Annotated in this window: 18 protein-coding genes; 9 read left to right on the plus strand and 9 right to left on the minus strand. The window is 65.4% G+C overall.

The annotated features are described in order from the left end of the window. Window positions 1-61: 61 nt before the first annotated feature. Both polA and IVB50_RS13375 read right to left on the minus strand, forming a co-directional pair. On the minus strand, window positions 62-3142 hold the full coding sequence (gene polA, locus IVB50_RS13370; RefSeq protein ID WP_018460043.1) for a DNA polymerase I: 3081 nt from the start codon (window positions 3140-3142) through the stop codon (window positions 62-64). A 210-nt stretch (window positions 3143-3352) separates the two neighbouring features. Next, on the minus strand, window positions 3353-4420 hold the full coding sequence (locus tag IVB50_RS13375; RefSeq protein ID WP_026233930.1) for an acyltransferase family protein: 1068 nt from the start codon (window positions 4418-4420) through the stop codon (window positions 3353-3355). A 193-nt stretch (window positions 4421-4613) separates the two neighbouring features. On the opposite strand from IVB50_RS13375, the gene IVB50_RS13380 reads away from it, so the two are divergent. From IVB50_RS13380 to IVB50_RS13390, 3 genes are all read left to right on the plus strand, one after another. Beyond that, window positions 4614-5930 carry a UDP-glucose/GDP-mannose dehydrogenase family protein gene (locus IVB50_RS13380; RefSeq protein ID WP_018460041.1) on the plus strand — a complete coding sequence of 439 codons (1317 nt, stop codon included), beginning with the start codon at window positions 4614-4616 and terminating at the stop codon, window positions 5928-5930. A gap of 147 nt (window positions 5931-6077) precedes the next feature. Next, window positions 6078-8555 (plus strand): ATP-dependent helicase HrpB, encoded by a 2478-nt coding sequence (hrpB, locus tag IVB50_RS13385; protein WP_026233929.1) that lies wholly within the window; start codon window positions 6078-6080, stop codon window positions 8553-8555. Window positions 8556-8849: 294 nt separating this feature from the next. Beyond that, a complete protein-coding gene (locus IVB50_RS13390) occupies window positions 8850-10493 on the plus strand; it encodes a lysine--tRNA ligase (RefSeq protein ID WP_018460039.1) in 1644 nt (547 codons plus the stop codon). A 171-nt stretch (window positions 10494-10664) separates the two neighbouring features. On the opposite strand, the gene IVB50_RS13395 is transcribed toward IVB50_RS13390, so the two are convergent. Beyond that, a complete protein-coding gene (locus IVB50_RS13395; protein WP_018460038.1) occupies window positions 10665-11318 on the minus strand; it encodes a helix-turn-helix transcriptional regulator in 654 nt (217 codons plus the stop codon). 204 nt (window positions 11319-11522) lie between these two features. Between IVB50_RS13395 and IVB50_RS13400 the strand changes: the two genes are divergently transcribed. After that, window positions 11523-11867, plus strand: a complete 345-nt coding sequence (locus IVB50_RS13400) for a DUF952 domain-containing protein (RefSeq protein WP_018460037.1) — start codon at window positions 11523-11525, stop codon at window positions 11865-11867. Next, window positions 11864-12961: a quinone-dependent dihydroorotate dehydrogenase gene (locus IVB50_RS13405; RefSeq protein WP_018460036.1), complete on the plus strand. Its 1098-nt coding sequence runs from the start codon at window positions 11864-11866 to the stop codon at window positions 12959-12961. The genes IVB50_RS13400 and IVB50_RS13405 overlap by 4 nt, the downstream gene beginning before the upstream one ends. A gap of 132 nt (window positions 12962-13093) precedes the next feature. On the opposite strand, the gene IVB50_RS13410 is transcribed toward IVB50_RS13405, so the two are convergent. The 5 genes from IVB50_RS13410 to IVB50_RS13430 form a co-directional block, all read right to left on the minus strand. Next, window positions 13094-14419: an MATE family efflux transporter gene (locus tag IVB50_RS13410; RefSeq protein ID WP_026233928.1), complete on the minus strand. Its 1326-nt coding sequence runs from the start codon at window positions 14417-14419 to the stop codon at window positions 13094-13096. Between the two features lies 1 nt (window position 14420). Continuing rightward, window positions 14421-15155 carry an MBL fold metallo-hydrolase gene (locus tag IVB50_RS13415; RefSeq protein ID WP_018460034.1) on the minus strand — a complete coding sequence of 245 codons (735 nt, stop codon included), beginning with the start codon at window positions 15153-15155 and terminating at the stop codon, window positions 14421-14423. Between the two features lie 21 nt (window positions 15156-15176). Continuing rightward, a complete protein-coding gene (locus tag IVB50_RS13420; RefSeq protein WP_018460033.1) occupies window positions 15177-15479 on the minus strand; it encodes a DUF6460 domain-containing protein in 303 nt (100 codons plus the stop codon). Between the two features lie 119 nt (window positions 15480-15598). Next, window positions 15599-17257, minus strand: a complete 1659-nt coding sequence (locus tag IVB50_RS13425) for an ATP-dependent DNA ligase (protein WP_018460032.1) — start codon at window positions 17255-17257, stop codon at window positions 15599-15601. Further along, window positions 17254-18291 carry a ligase-associated DNA damage response exonuclease gene (locus tag IVB50_RS13430; RefSeq protein WP_018460031.1) on the minus strand — a complete coding sequence of 346 codons (1038 nt, stop codon included), beginning with the start codon at window positions 18289-18291 and terminating at the stop codon, window positions 17254-17256. Before IVB50_RS13430 ends, IVB50_RS13425 begins: the two co-directional genes overlap by 4 nt. 65 nt (window positions 18292-18356) lie before the next feature. Here IVB50_RS13430 and IVB50_RS13435 point away from each other — a divergent pair, with 65 nt between their 5' ends. From IVB50_RS13435 to pdeM, 4 genes are all read left to right on the plus strand, one after another. Then, entirely contained in the window at window positions 18357-19283 is a 927-nt protein-coding gene (locus IVB50_RS13435; RefSeq protein WP_018460030.1) for a methyltransferase domain-containing protein, read from the plus strand. A 114-nt stretch (window positions 19284-19397) separates the two neighbouring features. After that, complete coding sequence (locus IVB50_RS13440) at window positions 19398-20627, plus strand: ABC transporter substrate-binding protein (protein WP_085384950.1); 1230 nt, start codon at window positions 19398-19400, stop codon at window positions 20625-20627. Between the two features lie 222 nt (window positions 20628-20849). After that, window positions 20850-23426: a ligase-associated DNA damage response DEXH box helicase gene (locus tag IVB50_RS13445; protein WP_018460028.1), complete on the plus strand. Its 2577-nt coding sequence runs from the start codon at window positions 20850-20852 to the stop codon at window positions 23424-23426. A 53-nt stretch (window positions 23427-23479) separates the two neighbouring features. Next, complete coding sequence (pdeM, locus tag IVB50_RS13450) at window positions 23480-24151, plus strand: ligase-associated DNA damage response endonuclease PdeM (RefSeq protein WP_018460027.1); 672 nt, start codon at window positions 23480-23482, stop codon at window positions 24149-24151. On the opposite strand, the gene IVB50_RS13455 is transcribed toward pdeM, so the two are convergent. Further along, entirely contained in the window at window positions 24148-25011 is an 864-nt protein-coding gene (locus IVB50_RS13455; RefSeq protein WP_247295984.1) for a LysR family transcriptional regulator, read from the minus strand. The genes pdeM and IVB50_RS13455 overlap by 4 nt on opposite strands. Window positions 25012-25080 lie beyond the last annotated feature (69 nt).

Genomic DNA, 25080 nt, shown 5'->3' on the forward strand with positions numbered 1-25080 from the left:
GCAATTGCTCGGAGGACAATTCAGCTTGTGCGTGTGCCTTCGCCGGGGCGGTACCGTCCGATCAATGCGCCTCGTCCCAATTGTTCGCTGCGCGTGCATCGACATGCAGCGGCACCGAGAGCAGCACGGCCGGGAACGGCGCGTCCTGCATCACGTGCTGCACGACGGGGAGCGTCGCCTCGACCTCCGCGTCCGGTACCTCGAAGATCAATTCGTCATGCACCTGCAGCAGCATCTGCGCAGACAGTTTCTTCAGGACCAGGGCATCCTCCATCCGCGTCATGGCGCGGCGGATGATGTCGGCGGCGGTGCCCTGGAGCCGGGCGTTGATCGCGGCGCGCTCGTTGAAGGCGCGCACCGAGGCGTTCGAAGCCTTGATGTCGGGATAGTACATCTTCCGTCCGAACAGCGTGGTGACGTAGCCGTGGTTCCGGCAGAAGTCGCGCGTCTCGTCCATGTAGGCGCGGATGCCGGGGAAGCGTTCGAAGTATTTCTTGATGTAGGCGGAGGCCTCTTCGCGCGCGATGCCGAGCTGGTTGGCAAGGCCGAATGCCGAAATGCCGTAGATGATGCCGAAATTGATCGCCTTGGCCCGGCGCCGGATTTCGCTCGGCATGCCCTTGATCGGCACGCCGAACATTTCCGATGCCGTCATGGCGTGAATGTCCAGACCGTCGCGAAACGCCTGCTGCAGCACGGGAATGTCGGCGATCTCGGCGAGCAGCCGCAGCTCGATCTGTGAATAGTCGGCGGAGACCAGCTTGTGCCCTGGCGTTGCGATGAAGGCGCGCCGGATCTTGCGCCCGTCCTCAGTGCGCACCGGAATGTTCTGCAAATTCGGCTCGTTCGACGACAGTCGGCCCGTCGTGGTCGCGGCCAGCGCGTAGGTCGTGTGGACGCGGTGGGTCTGGGGATTGACGTAGGTCGGCAGCGCGTCGGTGTAGGTCGATTTCAGCTTAGAGACCTGGCGCCACTCCAGGATCTTCCGCGGGAGCTCGTGGCCCTGCTCGGCGAGTTCGTCGAGCACCTGAGCGGTGGTCGACCACGCGCCGGTCTTGGTCTTGGTGCCGCCCGACAGTCCCATCTTGCCGAACAGGATGTCGCCGATCTGCTTCGGGCTGCCGACATTGACCGGCTCGCCCGCGATCTGCTGGATCTCGGCTTCGACACGGGCCGCAGTCTGGGCGAAGTCGCCGGAGAGACGCGACAGCACCTGACGATCGATCGAGATGCCGCGCCGCTCCATGCGTGCGAGCACCGCGACCAGCGGGCGTTCCAGCGTCTCGTAGACCGTGGTCATGTGCTCGGCGATGAGGCGCGGCTTCAGCACGCGCCAGACGCGCAAGGTCACGTCGGCGCCTTCCGCCGACAGCGACGCGGCCTTGTCGATCGGCACCTGGTCGAACGTGATCTTGCCCTTGCCGCTGCCGAGCAGCTCGTTGTCTTTGAGCATCGCGTGACCGAACCAGCGCTCGGACAGTTGCTCCAGCGCGTGCGAGCCGCGGCCGGCATCGAGCACGTAGGAGATCAGCTGCGCATCATCGGTGTTGCGCAGTGTGATGCCGTGCTGCGCCAGCATCACCGCGGTGAATTTGACTTCGAAGCCGATCTTGAGAATGCCTGGTGATTCCAGCACCGGCCGCAACGCTTCGATCGCATCAGTGTGCTTGACCTGGTCGGGCGCGAGGCCCGCGTCGAACAGGCCGGCGCCGCCGCCGGACTGCTTGTGCGCCAGCGGCACGTAGCAGGCCTCGTTCGGCGCCAGCGCCAGCGCGATACCGCAGAGGTCGGCCTGCATCGGATCGATCGAGTTTCCCCGGATCTCGACCGCGACATGGCCGGCATCGTGAATGCGCGCGATGAACGCGTTCAATTCCGCGAGCGTCTTGATGGCCTGGTACTTGCTGCGGTCGACCGGAAGCTTGCGCAAAGCCTCTTCCCGCGCGGCGGCGAGCGAAATCGGCGCGCCCTTCGGACTCGCGGCCTTGTCCTCCTTGCTCGCCGAAGGGTTGCGCTGGCCCACCGGAACTTGCGCCGGCGCGCCGGGTCCCGGGGCCGGCACGACGTCCGAAGGCGGCAGCGGCGAGAAGACGCTGGCGCCGCTGGAATAGCCGGGATCTGCATCGACGTTGGCCGGGTCAATCTGCGAGAATTCGGCGACGCGGCGCGTCAGCGTGGAAAACTCCATCGCCTTCAGGAACGCGATCAGCTTGCGCGCATCGGGCTCGTGGACGGCGAGATCGTCCAACGGGACGTCGAGGTCGACCTTGTCGTCGAGCAATACGAGCTGCCGCGAGATGCGCGCCTTCTCGGCGTTCTCGATCAGCGCCTCGCGCCGCTTCGGCTGCTTGATTTCGGTGGCGCGGAACAGCAATTGCTCGAGATCGCCATATTCGACGATCAGCTGCGCCGCGGTCTTGATGCCGATGCCGGGCACGCCAGGAACGTTGTCGGTGGAATCGCCGGCCAGCGCCTGCACTTCCACCACCTTCTCCGGCGGCACGCCAAACTTCTCGATCACCTCGGGGATGCCAATGCGGCGGTCCTTCATGGTGTCGTACATGGTGACGCAGTCGGTGACGAGCTGCATCAGGTCCTTGTCGGAGGACACGATTGTCGCGCTTGCGCCGCGCTCGCAGGCTTGCCGTACATAGGTCGCAATCAAATCGTCGGCCTCGAAGCCCACCTGTTCCAGGCAAGGCAGGTCGAAGGCGCGCACCGCCTCGCGGATCAGCGAAAATTGCGGGATCAGATCGTCCGGGGCCGGCTGCCGGTGTGCCTTGTACTCAGGATAGATCTTGTTGCGGAAGGTGATTTCCGACTTGTCGAAAATGATCGCCAGATGGGTCGGCCGGTTGTCCTCGGGCATCTCGCGCAACAGCTTCCACAGCATGTTGCAGAAGCCGAGCACGGCATTGACCTGCAAGCCGTCGGACTTGCGGTTCATCGGCGGCAGCGCATGGTAGGCGCGGAAGATGTAGCCGGAACCGTCGACCAGGAAGACATGATCGCCCTTGCCGGCCGCCTTCGCGGCAACGGGCTTGGCAGCAGCTGTCGCAGCAGCGGGCTTGGTTTCGGCGGCCTTGGGCGCGGCAGCCTTGGTGTCAGCTTGGGCGGTGGTCTTTGGGGAGCTCTTGGGCATGGCCGCAATGTATGAATTTTTGCGGGATTTGACAGCCTTGGGAGGTGGATTTTTGGCTTGCGGATGCCGCTATCCCCACTGTCATTTCCCGCATCCCCCGCTGTCATTCCCCGCGAAGGCGGGGAATCCAGTACGCTGCGGCTTCTCCGTATACGACTGCTGCCCTCTGGAATACTGGATCCCCGCCTTCGCGGGGATGACAGCAGAGTATCACTCCGCCGCCTGCAACACCGCGCTTGTCTTCTTCGGCGCGATCCAGAACGCATCGGGCCGCTCGAACAGGAAGTTGCCGCCAAGGCGCAGTGCGATCTGCCAGATTGCGAGCGAGCCGATCACGCCGGCGATGGTCACGATCAGCGACACCGCACCGATGTCGGGAATGATGCCCGTGCGCAAGAGCAGCGTCCGTGTCGCCGCCATCGGCAGGAAGAAGGCGAGATAGATCACGATCGAATGCTCGCCGCAGAAGCGGAAGACATTCAGCCATTGCACGCGCGCGAGCAGCGTGCCCATCGTGATGATGGCGCAGGCGCCGGCGAAGCCGAGCACGAGCGATACGATTTTCCATTCGCTGGCGCCGAGCGCAACGAGGCCGGCATTGACCAGCACCCATGTCGCGAGCGCTGTCAGCGCCCATGCGGGATGATTGCGCGCGCGGTCCGACAGCGCGAACACGTAGGGCGCGAACAGATAGCCCGAATAGAAATAGATGAAGCGCGCGCAGAACTCGTCGATCGCGGTCCAGCCGGTCGAAATGCGCGCCGTCTCCAGCGCGGCCGCGACGAGCCATATCGCGGGCTGCGGCATGCGCCGTGTCAGTTTTGTGACGACGAAGAAGATCGGCAGGAGGTAGATGAACCATAGCGTGCCGAACGGCTCGACGAAGGATTCCAGATATAGCAATCCGGCGTCGCGCCAGCTCGTTTCCGCTGCGAATGCGGGGGCCTTGAAGCCGAACTGGATTGTCACCCAGACGACATAGAAATAGGCGAAATGCACCATCTTGCGGTCGAGATAGGTTCGCCAGTCCCGGTCGATCACCAGTGACAGGAACAGACCCGAAATCAGGAAGAAATCCGGCATCCGGAATGGCTTCGCGAAGGCCACCAAAACATGCATGAAACCGGTCTCGCCGGCGGCAAGCTCGACCCCCAGCACCGAATGCATCATCACGACCATGACGATGCAGATGCCCTTGGCGTAATCGACCCAATCGACGCGCGCAGCAGCCGGGGCCTTGAGTCCCCCGCTCGCGGCGATTGTGCCTGATGGTGCCATGGTGTCTCTTTTCGAGGCGTGTTCCGCCAGCATCTGTGTGAACGCGGAGCAGTTTGCCGCCTTGCGGCTTACGATTTCTTTACTGGTACAATTGCTGTGCCGTTTTTTGCACGCGGGCTGTTCCCTCACCCCGGGAAAATGCTAAACCGCCGTGGAATTGGGGTTTTGTTAACCAAGCCAAACAGGGTTTTTCATGCGCATTGCTATGATCGGCACGGGCTATGTGGGACTGGTGTCCGGAGCCTGCTTTGCGGATTTCGGCCACGACGTCATCTGCGTCGACAAGGACGAGAAGAAGATCGCGGCCCTTCATCGCGGCGAGATCCCGATCTACGAGCCTGGGCTCGACGAGCTGGTGGCGACCAACGTCAAGGCCAAGCGGCTGGAGTTCACCACCGATTTGTCCAAGCCGGTTGCGGATGCCGATGCTGTCTTCATCGCGGTCGGCACGCCGTCGCGCCGCGGCGACGGCCATGCTGATCTGTCCTACGTCTATGCCGCTGCGAAAGAGATCGCGCAGTCGCTGTCCGGCTTCACCGTCGTCGTGACCAAGTCGACCGTTCCGGTCGGCACCGGCGACGAGGTCGAGCGCATCATCGGCGAGACCAATCCCAAAGCCGACGTCGTCGTCGCCTCGAATCCCGAATTCCTGCGCGAGGGCGCGGCGATCCGCGACTTCAAATTCCCCGACCGCATCGTCGTCGGCACCTCCGACGAGCGCGGCCGCAAGGTGATGAGCGATATCTATCGTCCGCTGTCGCTGAACCAGGCGCCGCTGATGTTCACGGAACGCCGCACCGCCGAGATGATCAAATACGCCGCCAACGCCTTCCTCGCGACCAAGATCACCTTCATCAACGAGATCGCGGACCTCTCCGAAAAGGTCGGCGCCAACGTGCAGGAGGTCGCGCGCGGCATTGGCCTGGACAACCGCATCGGCACCAAGTTCCTGCACGCCGGTCCGGGCTTCGGCGGCTCCTGCTTCCCAAAGGACACCAAGGCGCTGATCAAGATCGCGCAGGACTACGACGTGAGCTTGCGCATCGTCGAATCCGTGCTCGCGGTCAACGAGAACCGCAAGCGGGCGATGGCGCGAAAAGTGAGCCAGGCGCTCGGCGGTTCGCTGCGCGGCAAGACCATCGCCGTGCTCGGGCTCACCTTCAAGCCCGACACCGACGACATGCGCGACGCGCCGTCGATCCCGCTGGTGACCGGCCTGATCGACATGGGCGCGAAGGTGAAGGCCTTCGATCCCGTCGGCATGGAGCAGGCGAAGACTGAGCTGCCCAGCATCACTTATTGCGAAGACGCCTATTCCTGCGCGGAAGGCGCCGATGCGATCGTGATCGTCACCGAATGGGTGCAGTTCCGTGCGCTCGACCTCGACCGGCTGAAGGCAACCATGGCACAGCCCGTCATTGTCGACTTGCGCAACATCTACCGCCCCGAGGAGATGGCTGCGGCCGGCTTCGTCTATGAGAGTGTTGGACGGCCGCCGGTGCAGGGCTAGCGATCCGACCTCGCAACGATTCCGTCATGGCCGGGCTTGTCCCGGCCATCCACGTCTGTTTTCTAGTGTGACGACGTGGATGCCCGGCGACTTCCGTGCGAAGACGCGCTTCGCGCTTTTTGCTCGGGCGTGACGAATGGACAGGCCTTGCCCCTCAGTTTCGACACGCCCCTCCCGATCGATGCCGTGCTCGACGACCTCTCGCGCACGCTGGAGGCGCATCATGCCGCCGTGCTGGTGGCCCCTCCTGGCGCCGGCAAGACCACGCGCGTGCCACTGGCGCTGCTCGATGCCCCCTGGGCCAAAGGCAAGAAGATCATCGTGCTGGAGCCGCGGCGCATCGCGGCGCGCGCCAGCGCCGACCGCATGGCCAAATCACTCGGCGAACGCGCCGGCGAGACTGTCGGCTATCGCGTCCGCTTCGGCTCGAAGATCTCGCGCGCGACCCGCATCGAGGTGGTGACGGAGGGCATCTTCACCCGCCAGATTCTCGACGATCCCGAACTGTCGGGCATCGCCGCCGTGCTGTTCGACGAATTCCACGAGCGCTCGCTCGATGCCGACATGGGCCTGGCGCTGGCGCGCGACGCGCAGCTGGGCTTGCGCGAGGATTTGCGCATCCTCGTGATGTCGGCAACGCTCGATGGCGCCCGCGTGGCAAAATTGCTGGGCGAAGCGCCCGTCGTCGAAAGCGAGGGCCGCGCCTTTCCGGTCGAGACGCGCTATCTCGGCCGCAAGGCTGACGCGCCGATCGAGCGGCAGATGGCGGATGCGATCGCCTCGGCGCTGCGGGCCGATGCCGGCTCGGTGCTGGCGTTCCTGCCGGGCGCCGCCGAAATCCGCCGCACCCAGAATTTCCTCGCCGAACGCATACACGATTCCAGCATTGAAATCGTGCCGCTGTTTGGCGCGCTCGACGCCGCCGTGCAGGATCGTGCCATCTCGCCGGCGCCCAAGGGCACGCGCAAGGTGGTGCTGGCGACCTCGATCGCGGAGACCTCGCTCACCATCGAGGGCGTGCGCATCGTGGTCGATTCCGGTCTCGCCCGCGTGCCGCGCTACGAGCCCGACATCGGCTTGACCCGGCTCGAGACCGTGCGCGTCTCCCGCGCGGCGGCGGACCAGCGCCGCGGCCGCGCCGGCCGCACCGAGCCCGGTGTCTGCTACCGGCTCTGGGACGAACCTCAGACAGCCTCGCTAGCGCCCTACACCCAGCCCGAGATCCTCAGCGCCGATCTGTCCTCGCTGGTGCTCGATCTCGCGCAATGGGGCGTCGCCGATCCTGCCGCGCTGTCGTTTCTCGACCCGCCGCCGCAGCCGGCCTGGAAGGAAGCAAAAAGCCTGCTCTCCGAGCTCAACGCGCTCGATGGCGATGGCCGCATCACCGCGGAGGGCAAGAGCCTGCGCGCGCTGGCGCTGCCGCCGCGGCTCGCGCGCATGATCGTGGATTCGCACCGTGCGGGCGAAGGCGAGGCCGCCGCCGAGATCGCGGCCATCATCACCGAGCGCGGGCTCGGCGGCGACAGCGTCGATCTCGAGCACCGGCGCGATCAGTTCCGCCGCGACCGTTCCCCGCGTGCCGCAAGCGCGCGCGACCTCGCCCGGCGCTGGGCTTCGCAGGTGGCGGCGTCAGAGAAGGCGGCGACCGCAGAAGGTGACCTCTCGACCGGCCTGATGCTCGCCTACGCCTTCCCGGATCGCGTCGCGCGCAACCGCGGCAATGGCAGCTTCGTGCTCGCCAACGGCCGGGGTGCTGCGGTGGATCAGACCTCGTCGCTCGCGCGCACGCCTTATATCGCGGTCGGCGAGATGACCGGCACGGCGGCGAGCGGGCGCATTCTGCTCGCGGCGCAAATCTCGCAGGACGAGATCGAGCGGCATTTCGCCGAGCATATCGAATCCGTCGAGGAGATCTCGTTCGATCGCGGCGCGATGGCGCTGCGGGCGCGGCGCAAGCGCGCGCTGCACGCGATCACGCTCTCCGAGGCGACGCTCGCCGTGTCGCCCTCGGGGGACACTGCGCGCATCTTCGCCGACGGGTTGATCGCCGCCGGACTCGACCGGCTGCCCTGGTCGAAGGTAGCCAAACAATGGCGCGATCGCGTGATGTTTTTGCGCAGGGCCGAAGGCGACAGCTGGCCCGATCTCTCGGACGACGGATTGATCGCGCGGCGCGACGATTGGCTGGTGCCGGCGCTCTACGACATGATCGCGCTGAAGGATATTTCCGCCGGCGATCTCTCCGACGCGTTGATGGCTTTGTTGCCGTGGGAGATGCGCGCGCGGCTCGACCGCGAGGCGCCGACGCATTTCGAGGCCCCGACCGGCAGCGTGCTCGCGATCGACTATGAAGCCGAGCAGGGGCCGACCATCGCGGTGCGGCTGCAGGAATTGTTCGGCCTCAACACCCATCCCTCGATCGCCGCCGGCAAGGTGCCGCTGGTGCTGGAACTGCTGTCGCCGGCGCAGCGCCCGGTGCAGGTGACGCGCGATCTCCCCGGTTTCTGGCGCGGCAGCTACAGTGCCGTGCGGTCCGATTTGCGCGGCCGCTACCCGCGCCATCCCTGGCCGGAAGATCCGGCGAATGCGCTGCCGACCCGGCGGGTCAAGCCGCGCGGGACGTGAGGCGCAAGAAGACCCTCATGGTGGGGAGCGCGGCCCGCCCTTCACGGGCATCCTTCGAGACCCGCTCCTATGGAGCGCTCGTTAATCCAAGCACGGCACCGACCTCTAGCTGCCGCCGGAGTGGGGCTGTTTATCGCGGTAAATGGCGGCTCTGAGTTCGTCAATGAGTTATCATTTATGCGCTGCGGAGGCGCTCCGAACGAGCAAAAGCGTCACAAGCTCTCAGGATGAGGGTCTCACAAAATTGCATTCTGCCCGGAAATCGCTATTTTCCGCGGCCCGGAGGCCCCTTAGATGTCTGTTATCGATCTTGCCGCGAATCCGAGCGATCTGCGTGCGCTCGCCGAACAATCCAACGCCTGGCCGTTCGAGCAGGCGAAGGCCATTGTCGCGCGGCTGAAGAAAAGCCCGAAGGACGAGGTGCTGTTCGAGACCGGCTACGGGCCATCAGGCCTGCCGCATATCGGCACCTTCGGCGAGGTCGCGCGCACCTCGATGGTGCGGCACGCTTTTCATGTGCTGACCGAGAACAAGATCAAGACCCGCCTGCTCGCGTTCTCCGACGACATGGACGGGTTTCGGAAAGTGCCCGACAACGTCCCCAACAAGGAGATGCTGGCCGCGCATCTCGGCAAGCCGCTGACGCGGGTGCCGGATCCGTTCTCCAACGAATACCCGTCGTTCGGGCACCACAACAATGCGCGGCTGCGCGCCTTCCTCGATCATTTCGGCTTCGACTACGAATTCGCGAGCTCGACCGACTATTACACGTCCGGCCGTTTCGACGCGACGCTGCTCAAAATGCTCGCGGCCTACGACAAGGTGATGGCGATCATCCTGCCGACGCTCGGTCCCGACCGCCGCGCGACCTATTCGCCGTTCCTCCCCATCAGCAAGACCACGGGTGTCGTGCTGCAGGTGCCGATGATCCGCCGCGACGTTGCGGCCGGCACGGTGACCTACCTCGATCCCGATACCAACCAGGAAGTCGAGACGCCGGTCACCGGCGGCAACGTCAAGTGCCAATGGAAGGCCGATTGGGCGATGCGCTGGGTCGCGCTCGGCGTCGATTACGAGATGGCCGGCAAGGACCTGATCGACTCGGTCAAACTCTCCGGCGCGATCGCCAGGGCGCTCGGCGCCACGCCGCCGGAGGGCTTCAACTACGAGCTCTTCCTCGATGACAAGGGCCAGAAGATCTCGAAGTCGAAGGGCAATGGGCTGACCATCGACGAATGGCTGCGCTACGCCTCGCCGGAATCGCTGTCGCTGTTCATGTATCGCGAGCCGAAGGCGGCCAAGCGGCTGTATTTCGACGTCATCCCGCGCAATGTCGACGACTACCAGCAGTTCATCGACGGCTTTGCGAAGCAGGACGCCAGGCAGCAGCTCGGCAATCCGGTCTGGCATGTCCACAATGGCCATCCGCCGAAGTTCGACATGCCCGTCACGTTCCAGCTCCTGCTGACGCTGGTGTCGTCGTCGAATGCGGAGAATGCCGAGACACTGTGGGGTTTCATTGGTCGCTACCGACCCGGTGTGAGCCCGCAGACGCATCCCAAGCTCGACGCGATGGTCGGCTATGCCATCAACTATTATCGCGACTTCGTCGCGCCGACGAAGACGTTCCGCGAACCGACCGAGACCGAGCGCGCGGCGCTGCAGGATTTGCGGGATGCATTATCGCAGCTTCCGCAGGACGCCTCGGCCGAGGACATCCAGAACGTCGTCTACGAGATCGGCCGCCGCGAGCCGTTCCTCGACCAGGTCAAGAAGGGCAAGGACGGCCGTCCGGGCGTGACGCTCGACTGGTTCAACATGCTCTACCAGGTGCTGCTCGGCCAGGAAAAGGGCCCGCGCTTCGGCTCCTTTGTCGCGGTGTATGGCGTGCAGAACGCGGTCAACATGATCGACGGCGCGCTGGCGCGGAGTGCGTGAGGGCTACGGAACTGAGTTGTAGGCGCGACCTATCTCCCCGATTCGTCCTGGCGAAAGCCAGGACCCATAGCCACCGCCGGATGTGGTTACGGAGACTCGGAGTGGCCAATTGGTGCCACAACTTCTCCCGAGGTAATGGGTCCTGGCTTTCGCCAGGACGACACCGAGGCCTCACTGGCTTGCCCACACGATCCGCGCGATCCACACCACCTCGCTCGCCGCCATCCTGCGTTCGGCCTGCGTCGCATCGAGCGGCTGCAAATCCAGAGCCTTTGCGGTGCGGCGCTTCAGCGTCGCCACCGTCAGCTCGCCCGCGTTGGTCTTCACCACCACGCGATCGCCTTTGTGGATCGGCGCGCCGGGCGCGACCAGGATGATGTCGCCGTCGCGATAGGCGGGCGCAAGCGCTTCGCCGGACATCTGCAGCGCGAAGCTATGGTTGCCCTCGAAGGCGGGAAGGGCAAATTCGGTCCAGCCCTTGCCGACGGGAAAGCCGGACTCGTCGAAGGCGCCGCTCGCGCCCGCCAGTGCGAAGCCGAGCAGCGGCACCGAACGGCCGCCGCCTGCCTCGTCGCCGACCAGCCTGGCAAAAATGTCGATCGACGAATCTGCCGCCGCCAGCGCTTTCGCGATCGATTCGGTCGAGGGCCAGCGCTCGCGGCCGTCGGAGGTAACGCGCTTGGACTTGTTGAAGGTGGTGGGATCGAGCCCGGCGCGCTTGGCGAGGCCGGACGGCGACAGGCCGGCACGCGCCGCCAGCCGATCCAGCGCGCCCCAGATCTGGTCGTGGGTGAGCATCCTCTGCGCTTTGGCCTGCCTGACCATGGAAGGTCCAGCCCGTCGCAACTCAGGAAAACTATCCTCAAATCAATCGGTTTTCCGTTTTCGGTGCAAGAGGCGGCGTCTAAGTCTTGAGTTCGGCAGGGGTGGCCTTTACGGTCCCGCCCGGGATTTAACGACCCACGAGAGACGAAAATCCCCAGGAGACTCAAAGAGCTGTCTCCCCGGGCAAACAGGGCTGCGTAAGCGGTGGTCAAGATCTACAAAATCTGTCCGGCCTCGGCCTGGCGCGAGGCGGAACGGCAGGGCGTTTATCGCGGCAGCGCGGACGATTCGCGCGACGGATTCATCCATTTCTCGACCGCCGCCCAGGTTCCCGAGACCCTGCAGAAGCATTATGTCGGGCAGCGCGCGCTGTTCCTGGTCGAGGTCGACGGCGATGCGCTCGGCAGCGCGTTGCGCTGGGAGCGCTCGCGCAATGAGGAGCTGTTTCCGCATCTCTATGGCGAGCTCGATCTCGGCGCGGTGATGGCTGTGATGAACCTCAACACGCGCTCCGACGGCGGCCACGATGTTCCGGAGCTTGCCCCGTGATCCGCGCTTTCGACGCTCTCTCGCTGCCGGTGCTGCGTTGGCTCGATCCGGAGGATGCGCATCGCCTCGCGATCCAGGGCCTGCGCTTCCTGCCGCCGGGCAAGCCGCACGCTGACGATCCCAAGCTTGCGGTGCGTGCGTTCGGGCTCAACTTCCCCAATCCGATCGGCATGGCCGCGGGCTTCGACAAGAGCGCCGAAGTGCCGGATGCGCTGCTGCGGCTCGGCTTCGGCTTCGTCGAGATCGGCTCGGTGACGCCGAAGCCGCAAAGCGGCAATCCGCGACCGCGGCTGTTTCGTCTGGAGCGCGACGAGGCCGTGATCAACCGCATGGGCTTCAACAATGACGGTGCGGAGACAGCCCTGCGCCGGCTTGCGGCGCGCGCGCAGCACGGCGGCATCGTCGGCGTCAATGTCGGCGCCAACAAGGATTCGCCCGATCGGGTCAATGATTACGTCAAGCTGATCGAGACCTTTGCGCCGGTCGCGAGCTATTTCACCGTCAACGTCTCCTCGCCGAACACGCCGGGCCTGCGCAATCTGCAGGAAGGCGCGCTGCTCGACGATCTCCTCGCCAGGGTGATCGACGCGCGCCAGCGGGTGCGCGAGAGCGCCGGCGACACGCCGGTGCTGCTCAAGATCGCGCCGGATTTGAGCCTCGCCCAGCTCGACGACGTCGTGCAGGTCGCGCGCTCGCGCCGGGTCGATGGCATGATCGTATCGAACACCACGATCGCGCGGCCGAGTACGCTGCGCGAGGAGATGCGCGCCAAGGAGCAGGGCGGCCTGTCCGGCCGGCCGCTGTTCCGGCTGTCGACGCGGATGGTCGCGGAGACCTATGTGCGCGTCGAGGGCGCATTCCCCCTGATCGGTGTCGGGGGGGTGGACTCGGGCGGCGCCGCGCTGACGAAGATCCGCGCCGGCGCGAGCCTGATCCAGCTCTATTCGTCGCTGGTCTACAAGGGCCTCGGCATCGTCGACGAGATCAAGCGTGACCTCGCCTCGACCCTATTGCGGACGGGGCGGGATTCTCTCTCCGAGATCGTCGGCTCCGACGCCGCCACGCTGACGGCGGAAGACTGGCCGGGGATGTAGGCGGTCTCGTGCCCCGAGCGCAGCGCAGCACGTTAGTGATGCACTGCTGAACCGGGGCCCACGCTCGCGGCATTCTGGGTCCCGGCTCCGCGCAGCAGCGTTTCACCCTGCAGCGTGTCCGGGACACGAGAGCTACGACCTCGAAAACGTCTTCCTGTACAGCGCCGGATAGCGCGCGGCCTGCAAGCCGCCGCGCGAGACGTAGGAGGCGATCAGCGCGCTCCACAGCCCGGCATTGCCGAACGATTGCAGCGCCCAACATGTGGCGAGGAAGATCGCGAGCGAGGCCAGCATCAGATTGCGCATCTCACGCGCCCAGGTCGCGCCGATATAGATGCCGTCGAAGCCGAAGGCGAACACGCCGGGAATCGGCGCGAGCACGACGAACGGCAGGAATTCCCGCGCGCCGCGACGGACGCTTTCGCTCGCCGTCATGAAATCGATTAAGTTCGGCCCGAATACCGCGAATAGCGCGGACACGACCAGCGCGAAGCCGAGCCCCCATAGCAGCACCAGCCGGGTCGAATCAGCAAATCCCCTGGCGTCGCGTGCGCCGAGCGTACGGCCGCAAAGCTGCTGGGCTGCGTTCGCTAGACCATCGAGAAAGAAGGCGCTGACCAGCAGAAAATTGTTGAGCACGGAATTCGCGGCCAGCGTGACGTCGCCGGCCCGCGCGCCCTTGGCGGTGAAGAACAAGAACACGGCGATCAGCGCCGCGGTACGGATCAGGATGTCGGAATTCACGGCCAGCAGCCGCATCAGCTTGGCCCGGTCGAACAGCTCTGCGTACGGCACCGCGAACCCACCGTCCGCATAGCGGCGGCAGACGATCATGCCGAGGCCGAATCCGGCCGCTTCAGACAGCAGCGCTGCGATCGCAGCACCTGCGATCCCGGTGTCGTAGACCAGCACCAGCAGGATCGTCGCCGCCGCGTTGACGAGATTGATGACGATTTGGAGCGCGAGCGCCGGGTTGGCGCGAGCCTGGCCGACCAGCCAGCCCAGGATAACATAATTGACGAGCGCCAGCGGCGCCGACCAGATCCGGATCACGAAGTAGGTTTTCGCCGCGCGCGTGACGCCTTCGCTGCCGCCCATCAGGTCGAACAGCACGGTGGCCAGCGGCAGTTGCAGCGCGATCAGTGCTACGCCGATCAAGCCGGCGACGATGAAGCCGCGCACCAGGATCGCGGTCAGCTCGCGCGTCTCGCCGGCGCCGAGCGCCTGCGCCGTGAAGGCGAGCGTGCTCATGCGCAGGAAACCGAACAGCCAGAACAGGCAATCGAAGATGACGGACGCGATGGCGACGCCGCCGAGCAGCGCGGCGTCGTCCAGCCGTCCGATCGCGGTGGTCGAGACCACGCCGATCAGTGGCGTGGTGAGGTTGGCGACCATCGCCGGGCCTGCGATGGCGAAGACCTGACGGGAACCGATCTTCAAGTGAACGGGTGCGTGCATGTCAGAACACGAGCACCATGCCGTCTTCGGCGGCGAGATGGGCGATGTCGTCGAGGCGCGACAGCACGTCTTCGCTCATATGGGTGAGCACGAGGCGTTTTGCGCCGATTTCGGGAAGGTGCTGTTCCAAGGTCGTCAGGCTGAGGTGATTCTTGACCACCTTCTCGTACATATAGGCTTCGGCGATGAAAAGGTCGGCGCCATGCGCCAGCGGAATGAGCGTCTCCGTCCATTCGGTATCGGCGCTGTAGGCCAGCGTGCGACCCTCGGCTTCGACGCGATAAGCGAGGAACGGTCCACCGGATTCGCCGTGCACGACGGGATAGGGCGTCACCGTCACCGCGCCGAAGCTTTGGCTCTGCTCGGGCGCGAGCTCGACGACGGACAGCTCGAAGCGCTGTTTCGTCTTCGAGGAGTGCTCGAACAGAGCCTCCATCACCTCACGCAGCCGCGTCTCGATGCCTTTGGGGCCGGCGATCGTGAGCGGCCGCGTCCGCCGCGAGAATTGTGCGTCGAGCAGGACAAACGGCAGCCCGGCAAAATGGTCGCCGTGGAAATGCGTGATCAGGATGAGATCGATCTCATTGCGGTCGATCTCCAGCCGCTTCAGTGCCGGCAAAGCCGACGCGCCGCAATCGATCAGGAAGTTGGCTTCGCGCCCCGAGACGTGGAAGCAGGTATTGAGCCTGCCGCCGGATCCGAAGGCGTCGCCGCAGCCGACAAAGCGCAATTGCATCGGCCGCCAGCTCCAAATCCTTTACCTGCGTGGCGCGCCGAAAACGCGCATCAGCAGCCAGATCGGAATCACGATGACAGCGCCGAGCAGGAAGTAGCGCCACAGCCAGTTCACGGTATCGAAGCCGAGATCCCACAAACGCTGGAACAGAAGACGAATGCTTAAGATGATATTCCAGGGGTCGAAGCCGATCGCCGCCAGCACGACGCCGACGAGGATCGAGAGCAGCACCAGGCGAAACGCGACCGCCAGCGGCGAGCCGCCGAGAAAGCGGTGCAGGCCGTCACTGCGGCCGGCCGGCAAATCTCTGACGTCGTGGGCCATCTCAAACTCCTCAGGGGATTCGACCTATCATAGGGCAAGGCGGGGACATGGGGAACCTGTGAGGGGGCGTCAATCGGCTTACGGGATTTTAATTCGGGCAAGCACACGCCCGGGGCTTCTTAAGCCTCAACCTCGGCCGCCTCCGCTTTCAGCATCTTTTCCAGCGTTTCCAGCCGGTCGGCCTCCCGCGGCGGCTTGTCCCAGCGCAGCCGGCTGATGCGGGGAAAGCGCATCGCGACGCCGGATTTGTGCCGTGGTGAGCGCTGCAGCCCCTCGAAGGCGACCTCCAGCACCAGCCCCTTGTCTGGCTCGTGCACGACGTGGCGGACGGGGCCGAATTTTTCGGTGGTATTGCGACGCACGAAGCGGTCGATCTGGAGCAGCTCCTCGTCCGTGAAGCCGAAATAGGCTTTTCCGACCGGCACCAGTTCGTCACTGCCCGGCCCTGCGGTCCAAACGCCGAAGGTGTAGTCGGAATAGTAGGACGAGCGCTTGCCGTGGCCGCGCTGCGCATACATCAGCACGGCGTCGATGATGTGCGGATCGCGCTTCCATTTCCACCATTGTCCCTTCGGCCGCCCCGGCAGATAGGGTGCGTCGCGCCGCTTCAGCATCACGCCTTCGACGGCGTCCGCGTCCTCGCCCGCACCAGCGCTGGCGGGATCGGCGCGTGCTGCGGTCAGCGCCTCCCAGCTTGCGAAGGCGACGGTGGGCGACAGATCGATGCGGGGATCGTCGAGCTTACCGATGAAGGTCTCCAGCCGTTCGCGCCGCTCCGCGAAAGGCAGCTCGCGCAAATCGTTCTCGTCGTCGCCGAGCAGATCGTAGGCGCGCAGATGAATCGGAAATTCCTTGATCAGCTTCGGAGACACGACCTTGCGGTTGAGCCGCTGCTGCAGAAAATTGAAACTTTGCACGCGCCCTTCGCGCAGGATCAGAAGCTCGCCGTCGATGGCGCCGGGCAGCCGCAGCGACGGCACGAGGTCCGGAAAGCTCCCGGTGATGTCCTCGCCGGTGCGCGAATAGAGCCGAGCGGTGATGTGGCCGTGCTCGTCGCGGCCGGCCACCGCCTGCACGCGGATGCCGTCCCATTTCCATTCGGCGATGTAGTCGGCGGGATCGAGTGCAGCGAAATCGGTGTCCTCGATCGCATGCGCCAGCATGACAGGACGGAACGGCGCGGGATCGCGATTGACTGGCTTGTCGCCGCGGCCTTCCAGCCAGGCGAACAGGTCGAGATAAGGCGGCGCGAGACCGGGCCAGATCAGCTCGACCTCATGCGGGTCCTTGTCGCCGAGCGCGGCGGCCGCGGTCTTTGCCAGGCGCGCGGAGATGCCGATGCGCAACGCGCCGGTGACGAGCTTCAACAGCGCCCAGCGGCCGGTCTCATCCAATTCGTCGAGCCAGCGCTCGAGCTGCTTCGGCAGCTCGGTCTTGCCGAGGGTGCGCAGGGTGGTGACCACCTCGGTGAGGGTTGGGGGAGGTGGGTTGTTGTGGACACCCACGGCCTTCGGCCACATCAGCGCGATTGTCTCGGAGAGATCGCCTACATAGTCCCAGGATAGGCCGAACAAGACCGGGTCAGTTCGCTGGGCGATAAGATCGCGCAGCAGAGAAGGTTTTGCGTGCTTGAAACTCAGCGCACCGGTCAGCGCGGCCAGCGCGTAGCCGCGATCGGGATCGGCGACCTCGCGAAAATAACTCGTGATCAGCCGCAGCTTGTTGTTGCGGCCGGGTTCGTAGGCGAGGCGGTCGAGAAGTTCGGCGAAGCGGTTCATGCTTCGGCCTCGTCAGCGAGCGGCGTCTCGGTCTCCTCCTCGTCGCCATAGCCGACGAGATCGAGCGGCCGCGACCGCAAACCCTTGCTTTGGCACCAATGCACCAGCGCGTCTTCCTGGCCATGGGTAACCCAGATCTCGCCGGCACCGGTCGCGGCGATCGTGGCGGTGAGGCCGTCCCAATCGGCGTGATCCGAGATCACCAGCGGCAGCTCGATGCCGCGTTGCCGCGCGCGGGCGCGCACCCGCATCCAGCCAGAGGCGAATGCCGTGACGGGATCGGGAAACCGGCGGGTCCAGAGATCGGATGTTGCAGAGGGCGGCGCCAGCGTGATGGTGCCGGCGAGCGCCGCCTTCTTGACGCCCTTCGCCGGCCGCAACTCGCCGAGCTCGATTCCGCGGCTCTGATAGTAATGCGTGATCTTCTCCATCGCGCCATGCAGATAGATCGGCGCGTCGTAACCCGCTTGGCGCAGCAGAGCGATCACGCGCTGCGCCTTGCCAAGCGAATAGGCGCCGACGAGATGCGCGCGCTCCGGAAATAGCGCCACCGACGCCAGCAGCTTCTTGACCTCGTCGGCCGCATCGCCATGGCGAAACACCGGCAGGCCGAACGTTGCCTCGGTGATGAAGACGTCGCAGCGTACGAGCTCGAACGGCGTGCAGGTCGGGTCGGGCGCATCCTTGTAGTCGCCGGAGGCGACGATGCAGGTGTCCTTGCAGGTGACCGCGACCTGCGCCGAACCGAGCACATGGCCGGCCGGGTGAAACTTCGCGCTGACGTCGCCGAGCCGGATCTCCTCGCCATAGTGGATTGCTTGGGTGGAGCCGGCAAAATTCTCGCCATAGCGCAGCCGCATCATGTCCAGCGTTTCCTGCGTCGCCAGCACCGCGCCGTGGCCGGCGCGGGCATGGTCGGAATGGCCGTGGGTGATCACGGCCCGCTCGACCGGCCGGACGGGGTCGATATGGAAGCCGCCCGGCTTACAGCATAGGCCGGCGGCAACTGGCAGCAGGATGTCTTGCGGACGCATGCCTGTTATATAGGTCGCGACCCCGCATCTTCGAGTCATCACCGCTTCGTTCCCTGGTTCCCACAATGCCCCTGCGCTTGTTCCTGACCTCCGGCGATCTCATGGCTGACCGCCGCTTCGAGTTCGCGCGCGACCTCCAGCTCAAGGGCGATCTGGCGGCCGCCGCCGACCTGCTGGAGCAGACCATCGAGATTGCGCCGAATTTCACCTCGGCCTGGTTCACGCTCGGCGAAATCCGCGCGCAACTCGGCGAGCGCGACAAGGCCATTGCGGCCTTTCGCAAATCGCGCGAGTCCGACCCGAGCGATCAGCATGGCGCTCATCTGCATCTGATACGCCTCGGCGATGCGCAATTGTCCGAGATGCCCAAGGCCTATGTGCAGGCCTTGTTCGATCAATACGCCCCGCGCTTCGAGCACGTGCTGATCAACGATCTCGGCTATCGCGCGCCGTCGCTGATCTTCAAGGCGGTGGTGGCTGCCCGCGTCGCCGCGAAGAAGCCCGCCCTGTTCAAGCGCGCCATCGATCTCGGCTGCGGTACGGGGCTCGCGGCCGCCGCCTTCGCCAAACAGGTCGACCAGTTCATCGGCATCGATCTGTCGCCCGGCATGGTCAAGGAGGCGCGAGCCACCGGCCTCTATGCCGAGCTCGAAGTCGCCGACATGATCGAAGGCCTGCGCAGCAGGAGCGAGGCGAGCGCAAACCTCGTCGTCGCTGCCGATGCGTTCGTCTATCTCCCCGATCTCGCACCGGTGCTCGGCGAAGCCAGGCGCGTGCTCGCGCCCGGCGGCGTGCTTGCGTTCACGCTGGAGACCCATGACGGCAGCGGCATCGTTCTCGGCGAAGGCCTGCGCTATGCCCATTCGGCGGAATATGTGCGCGATGCGATGGCGAAGGCCGGCCTCAAGCTCCTCACATTGGAGCAGGCCTCGCCACGCACCGAGAACAACGAACCGGTGGGCGGCCTCGTCGTGGTCGCCGAGAAAACTTGAGTTTAGGCGCTATAAGCGGCGCTTTAAGCGTCATTGCGTCGCAAAGCCGCGACTTCCCACTTGCGAGCCGTGCGGCGATGCCAGCACAATGCGCGCACCAGGGAGAAACAAACAATGACCAGGAATCCATCGCGGCGCGATTTCAGCGCCGCCGCGCTCGCGACCATCGCGGCCTCCACCTTGCCCGCGCCCTATGTCTGGGCCGCGGAGAAGAAATACGATTCCGGCGCCAGCGACACCGAGATCAAGATCGGGCAGACCGTGCCGCATTCCGGCCCCGGCTCGCTCTACGGCGTGCTCGGGCGCGTCGGCGAGGCCTATTTCCAGATGCTGAACGAAAAGGGCGGCATCAACGGACGCAAGGTCAAATTCCTCACCATGGATGATGCCTACAGCGCGCCGAAATGCGTCGAGGCGACGCGGCGCCTGGTCGAGCAGGAGGAGGTGCTCGCGCTCTACGGCTCGCTCGGCACCGCGCCGCAGACCGCCGTGCACAAATACCTCAACTCGAAGGGCGTGCCGCAGTTGCTGCTCAACACCGGCGCGTCGAAGTGGAATAACCCGAAAGAGTTCAAATGGACGATGGCTGGCTTGCCGCTCTATCCGACCGAGGCGCGGATCCTGGCGCGGCACGTCGTCAGCGTGAAGCCGAACGCGAAGGTCGGCATCCTGTACCAGAACGACGATTTCGGCCGCGACTTCCTCGGCCCCTTCAAGAAGGTTCTGGAAGACGCCGGCGGCACCGCCAAGGTGATCATGGAGCAGACCTACGATCTGACCGATCCGACGGTCGATTCCCAGCTCATCAACCTCTCGAAGTCGGGTGCGGACGTCTTCTACAACATCTCCACCGGCAAGGCCTCGTCGCAGTCGATCCGGAAAGTAGCCGAGCTCGGCTGGAAGCCGCTGCAGCTGCTGTCGGCCGGCTCGACCGGCCGCTCCATCCTCAATGCCGCGGGCCTCGAGAACGCCGCCGGCATCGTCGCCATCCGCTACAACAAGGAAGTCGGCCTGCCCAAATGGGAGAAGGACCCCGACGTCATGGCGTTCGAGGAGCTGCGCAAGAAGTACACGCCGGCGATCGATCAAGACAACACCATCGCCTTCGCCGGCTACGGCCAGGCCGTCACCATGGGCGAGATCCTGCGCCGCTGCGGCGACGAGCTCACCCGCGCCAACGTGCTGAAGCAGGCTTCCAACCTCAAAGGCTTCCACTCGCCTTATTTCCTCGACGGCGTCACTTACGACTACACGCCTGACGATTACACGCCGATGAAGACGCTCTTCATCTCCACCTTCACCGGCAAGGACTGGGACATCTCCGACAAGCCGATGTCGGAGTAGGGGCGCTTTCTTCTCCCCTTGTGGGAGAAGATGGCGCGAAGCGCCGGATGAGGGGGCTTTCTCCGCGTACTCGAACGATGCTCTTTCGCGGAGAGATACCCCTCACGCGTCTCGCCGCTTCGCGGCGATCCACCCTCTCCCACAAGGGGAGAGGGAACGGCAGTATCGCCCTCGTCGTTCACCCCCTCGACGAACCCGTCCCCACGGCTTACCTGTGATGCCGTGCCGCCCCGCATCCGCAAAATCCCGGTCGAACCTGCCGCGCTGCTGCCCGACCGCTTCAAGGCGTGGTTCGCGGCCCGCGGCTGGTCGCCGCGCGCGCATCAATTGGCGCTGCTGGAGAAGGCGCGCGAGGACCGATCCGCATTGCTGATCGCGCCCACCGGCGCCGGCAAGACGCTGGCGGGATTCTTGCCGACGCTGGTCGAGCTGAGCTCCGCGCCCAAAGCTTCGGCGAAATCGGTGATCTCCACCGGCCGCAGTCTGCAACGCACCGGCGGCCTGCACACGCTCTACATCTCGCCGCTCAAGGCGCTCGCGGTCGATATCGCGCGCAACCTCGAGCGCCCCGTCGCCGAGATGGCGCTGCCGATCAAGATCGAGACCCGTACCGGCGACACGCCGACGTCGCGGCGGCAGCGGCAACGGCGCTATCCGCCGGACATTTTGCTGACGACGCCGGAGCAGCTTGCGCTGCTGCTGTCCTCCGACGACGCGCCGTTCCTGTTTTCCTCCTTGAAGCGCATCGTGCTCGACGAGCTGCACGCGCTGGTGACGTCCAAGCGCGGCGATCTGCTGTCGCTTGGACTCGCGCGGCTGTGGCGGTTGGCGCCGCAGATGCGGGCGATTGGCCTGTCGGCGACCGTGGCCGAGCCTGAATCGCTGGCGCGCTTCCTGGTGCCGCAGCCCGGCGGCAAGGAAGCGGCGGCCGACATCGTCCTTGCCGGCGGCGCCGCACCGCCGCTGGTCGAGATGATGGACACGCGCGAACGCCTGCCCTGGGCCGGCCACAGTGCGCGCCACGCACTTCCCGAGATCTACGAGCTGATCAAGGCGAACAAGACCACGCTGGTTTTCGTCAACACCCGCAGCCAGGCCGAGATGCTGTTCCAGAATCTCTGGAGCATGAACGACGACAATCTTGCCATCGCGCTGCATCACGGCTCGCTCGACGTCGCCCAGCGCCGCAAGGTCGAAGACGCGATGTCGGCGGGCAAACTGCGCGGCGTGGTCTGTACCTCCTCGCTCGATCTCGGCGTCGACTGGGGCGACGTCGATCTCGTCGTCAATATCGGCGCGCCCAAGGGCTCCTCGCGCCTGATGCAGCGCATCGGCCGCGCCAACCACCGGCTCGACGAAGCCTCGCGCGCGGTGCTGGTGCCCGCGAACCGATTCGAGGTGCTGGAGTGCCGCGTCGCGATCGACGCCATCGCGGAGAATGCGCAGGACACGCCGCCGCTGCGCCTGGGTGCGCTCGATGTGCTGGCCCAGCACGTGCTCGGCTGCGCCTGCGGCGAGCCGTTTTTCTCCGACGAGCTTTACGGTGAGGTCCGCACCGCCGCGCCCTACGCCGATCTCACGCGGCAGGACTTCGACGACGTGGTCGATTTCGTCGCCTCCGGCGGCTACGCGCTGAAGACCTATGAGCGTTTCGCGCGGATCAAGCAGGACAAGGAGGGACGCTGGCGCGTCGCCAATCCCAGGGTGCGGCAGAGCTACCGGATGAATGTCGGCACCATCGTCGAGGACGACATGCTCAAGGTGCGGCTGGTGCGCTCGCGCGGCGGAGGTCAAGGAAAAGCAGGCGGGTCGACCGGCGTGATCGCGCGCGGCGGCAGGCTGCTCGGCGAGATCGAGGAAGCCTTCATCGAGGGTCTCAGCCCGGGCGACACCTTCGTGTTCTCAGGAGAGGTGGTGCGCTACGAAACCCTGGTCGAAGACCAGGTCTATGTCTCGCGCGCCAACGACAAGGACCCGAAGGTGCCGTCCTATATGGGCGGCAAGTTTCCGCTCTCGACCTATCTTGCCGAACGGGTTCGCCGCCTGCTCGATGACGGGCGCGCGTGGGGCGCCTTGCCGGAGCAGGTGCGCGACTGGCTGTCGCTGCAAAAGGACGTCTCGCGCGTGCCGGCGGTGCGCGAGCTGCTGGTCGAGAGTTTTCCCCGCGCCAACAAGCATTACGTCGTCTGCTATCCCTTCGAAGGCCGTCTCGCGCATCAGACGCTCGGCATGCTCTTGACGCGCCGGCTGGAGCGCGCCCGCGCCCGGCCGCTCGGTTTCGTCGCCAATGAATATGCGATCGCGGTCTGGGCGCTCGGCGACATGTCCTCCATGATCCGGGACGGCAGGATCGACCTCGACGCGCTGTTCGATCCCGACATGCTCGGCGACGACCTCGAAGCGTGGCTTGCCGAATCCGCGCTGATGAAGCGCACGTTCCGCAATTGCGCGATCATCTCCGGCCTGATTGCGCGGCGGCACACCGGTGAGGAGAAGAGCCGCCGTCAGGTGCTGTTCTCGACCGATCTCGTTTACGACGTCCTGCGCAAGCACCAGGCCGATCACGTGCTGTTGCGCGCCGCCCGTGCCGATGCCGCCACTGGCCTGCTCGATCTGCGACGCCTCAGCGACATGCTCACCCGCATCCGGGGCCGCATCACGCATCGGGAACTCGACCACGTCTCCCCGCTCGCCGTCCCCGTGATGCTGGAAATCGGCCGCGAGTCAGTCTATGGCGAAGCTGGAGACGAGCTCCTGGCGGAGGCCGCCGACGAGCTCGTCAAAGAGGCGATGGGATAACAGCAGGTTTTGACGTGGGGGCAGGCGCGCTGGTTTCAGGGGATATCGAGGACATGCGCGTTTCGAATGTCAGCATCAGCAGCGTGACCTTCGCGGCCGATCTCTCCGGCGCGCTATTCTGGGAAGAGCAGCGCCTGCTCGTCGTCTCCGACCTGCATCTGGAAAAAGGTTCCAGCTTCGCCATGCGCGGCGTGCTGCTGCCGCCTTACGACACCATCGCGACGCTCAGTCGTCTCGCTGCTGTCATCTCCCGCCATGATCCCCGAATCGTCATCGCGCTCGGCGACAGTTTTCACGATCGCACGGCGCATGGACGGCTGTCGGCGGAGGATCGCGACGCGGTCGCCGCCTTGCAGGCTGGCCGCGACTGGATCTGGATCTCAGGCAATCACGATCCGGCGCTGCCGCGTGATCTCGGCGGCACCGTCGCCGACGAAGTTGCGATCGGTCCGATCACCTTCCGCCACGAGCCGACGGGCGCGAGCGGCGAGATCGCCGGCCATCTTCATCCCAAGGCGCGTGTCTCCGCGCGCGGCCGCTCGATGGAGCGCCGCTGTTTCGCCTGTGACGGCGAGCGTGCCGTGATGCCCGCCTTCGGCGCCTACGCCGGCGGCCTCAGCATCCGCGATGTGGCGTTTGCAAAGATCTTTCCAATGAACGGTTTTGTCGCGCACCTGCTCGGCGACCGCCGCGTCCACGCGATCGCCGCGTCACGGTGCAGCTAAGCCGCTTTCGCCTGCACGTCGTCGCAGAACTCCGCCAGCCGATCTGCCAGCCGCAACGTCGCGGGACTTGCGCCCGGCGCGGCCATCAGCGCCACTTCGGTCCGGTTGATCGGCGCAAAGCCGTCCTTCGCGCTCAGCACGCGGTGGTCGGACTGGATCGCCATCTCCGACAGGATGCTCAAGCCCATGCCGGCCGCGACCGCGGCCTGGATGCCGGCCAGGCTCGATGACGTATAGGACATGTGCCAAATGCGGCCCGCGCTTTCCAGCGCATGGATGGCGCCGGCGCGGTAGAGGCAGCCGAGCGGAAAGCCGATCAGCGACACGGAGGCGACATCGGCGTGGATCGGATGGCTCTTGCTGGTCACCCAGTGCACCTGCTCCGGCCACACCGCAATCGCGCCTTTCTCACCGGCCGCGCGCTTGAACAGCGCCAGATCGAGCTCGCCGCGATCGAGGTCGCGGGCGAGATTCTTGCTCTGGTCGGCGCGCACATCGAGCCGCAGGCCCGGATGCGAGCGCGAGAACGCGCCGAGCAGTTTCGCCAGCCGATACGCCGCAAAGTCCTCGGGGATGCCGAGCCGGATTGCGCCTTCGCCGTCGGGCTGGCGCAGCACGTCGCGCGCCTCTTCCGCAAGCGACAACAACCGCCGCGCATAGGACAGCAGCCGCTCGCCGGCTTCGGTGGGGCGCACGTCCTTGCCGTCGCGATGCAGCAGGACCTGGCCGACATCCTCCTCCAGCCGCTTGATCTGCTGGCTGACGGTCGATTGGGTGCGATGGACGCGCTCGCCGGCGCGGGTGAAGCCGCCGGCATCGACCACCGACACGAAGCTGCGCAGGAGCTCCAGATCGAGCATGGCTGCCTCCATTCGAAAATCCACTGGCTGGAAGTTAATCATTTAATTTCCAAATGACAAGCCGGCTCC

Source organism: Bradyrhizobium sp. 87, from assembly GCF_023073015.1.
Taxonomy (GTDB): Bacteria; Pseudomonadota; Alphaproteobacteria; order Rhizobiales; family Xanthobacteraceae; genus Bradyrhizobium; species Bradyrhizobium canariense_D.

Excerpts from the sequence above, each read along its gene's own strand:
- polA (WP_018460043.1), bottom strand. The coding sequence starts at position 3,142 with ATGCCCAAGAGCTCCCCAAAGACCACCGCCCAAGCTGACACCAAGGCT.
- IVB50_RS13375 (WP_026233930.1), bottom strand. The coding sequence starts at position 4,420 with ATGGCACCATCAGGCACAATCGCCGCGAGCGGGGGACTCAAGGCCCCG.
- IVB50_RS13380 (WP_018460041.1), top strand. The coding sequence starts at position 4,614 with ATGCGCATTGCTATGATCGGCACGGGCTATGTGGGACTGGTGTCCGGA.
- IVB50_RS13390 (WP_018460039.1), top strand. The coding sequence starts at position 8,850 with ATGTCTGTTATCGATCTTGCCGCGAATCCGAGCGATCTGCGTGCGCTC.
- IVB50_RS13395 (WP_018460038.1), bottom strand. The coding sequence starts at position 11,318 with ATGGTCAGGCAGGCCAAAGCGCAGAGGATGCTCACCCACGACCAGATC.
- IVB50_RS13410 (WP_026233928.1), bottom strand. The coding sequence starts at position 14,419 with ATGCACGCACCCGTTCACTTGAAGATCGGTTCCCGTCAGGTCTTCGCC.
- IVB50_RS13415 (WP_018460034.1), bottom strand. The coding sequence starts at position 15,155 with ATGCAATTGCGCTTTGTCGGCTGCGGCGACGCCTTCGGATCCGGCGGC.
- IVB50_RS13420 (WP_018460033.1), bottom strand. The coding sequence starts at position 15,479 with ATGGCCCACGACGTCAGAGATTTGCCGGCCGGCCGCAGTGACGGCCTG.
- IVB50_RS13425 (WP_018460032.1), bottom strand. The coding sequence starts at position 17,257 with ATGAACCGCTTCGCCGAACTTCTCGACCGCCTCGCCTACGAACCCGGC.
- IVB50_RS13430 (WP_018460031.1), bottom strand. The coding sequence starts at position 18,291 with ATGCGTCCGCAAGACATCCTGCTGCCAGTTGCCGCCGGCCTATGCTGT.
- IVB50_RS13435 (WP_018460030.1), top strand. The coding sequence starts at position 18,357 with ATGCCCCTGCGCTTGTTCCTGACCTCCGGCGATCTCATGGCTGACCGC.
- IVB50_RS13440 (WP_085384950.1), top strand. The coding sequence starts at position 19,398 with ATGACCAGGAATCCATCGCGGCGCGATTTCAGCGCCGCCGCGCTCGCG.
- pdeM (WP_018460027.1), top strand. The coding sequence starts at position 23,480 with ATGCGCGTTTCGAATGTCAGCATCAGCAGCGTGACCTTCGCGGCCGAT.
- IVB50_RS13455 (WP_247295984.1), bottom strand. The coding sequence starts at position 25,011 with ATGCTCGATCTGGAGCTCCTGCGCAGCTTCGTGTCGGTGGTCGATGCC.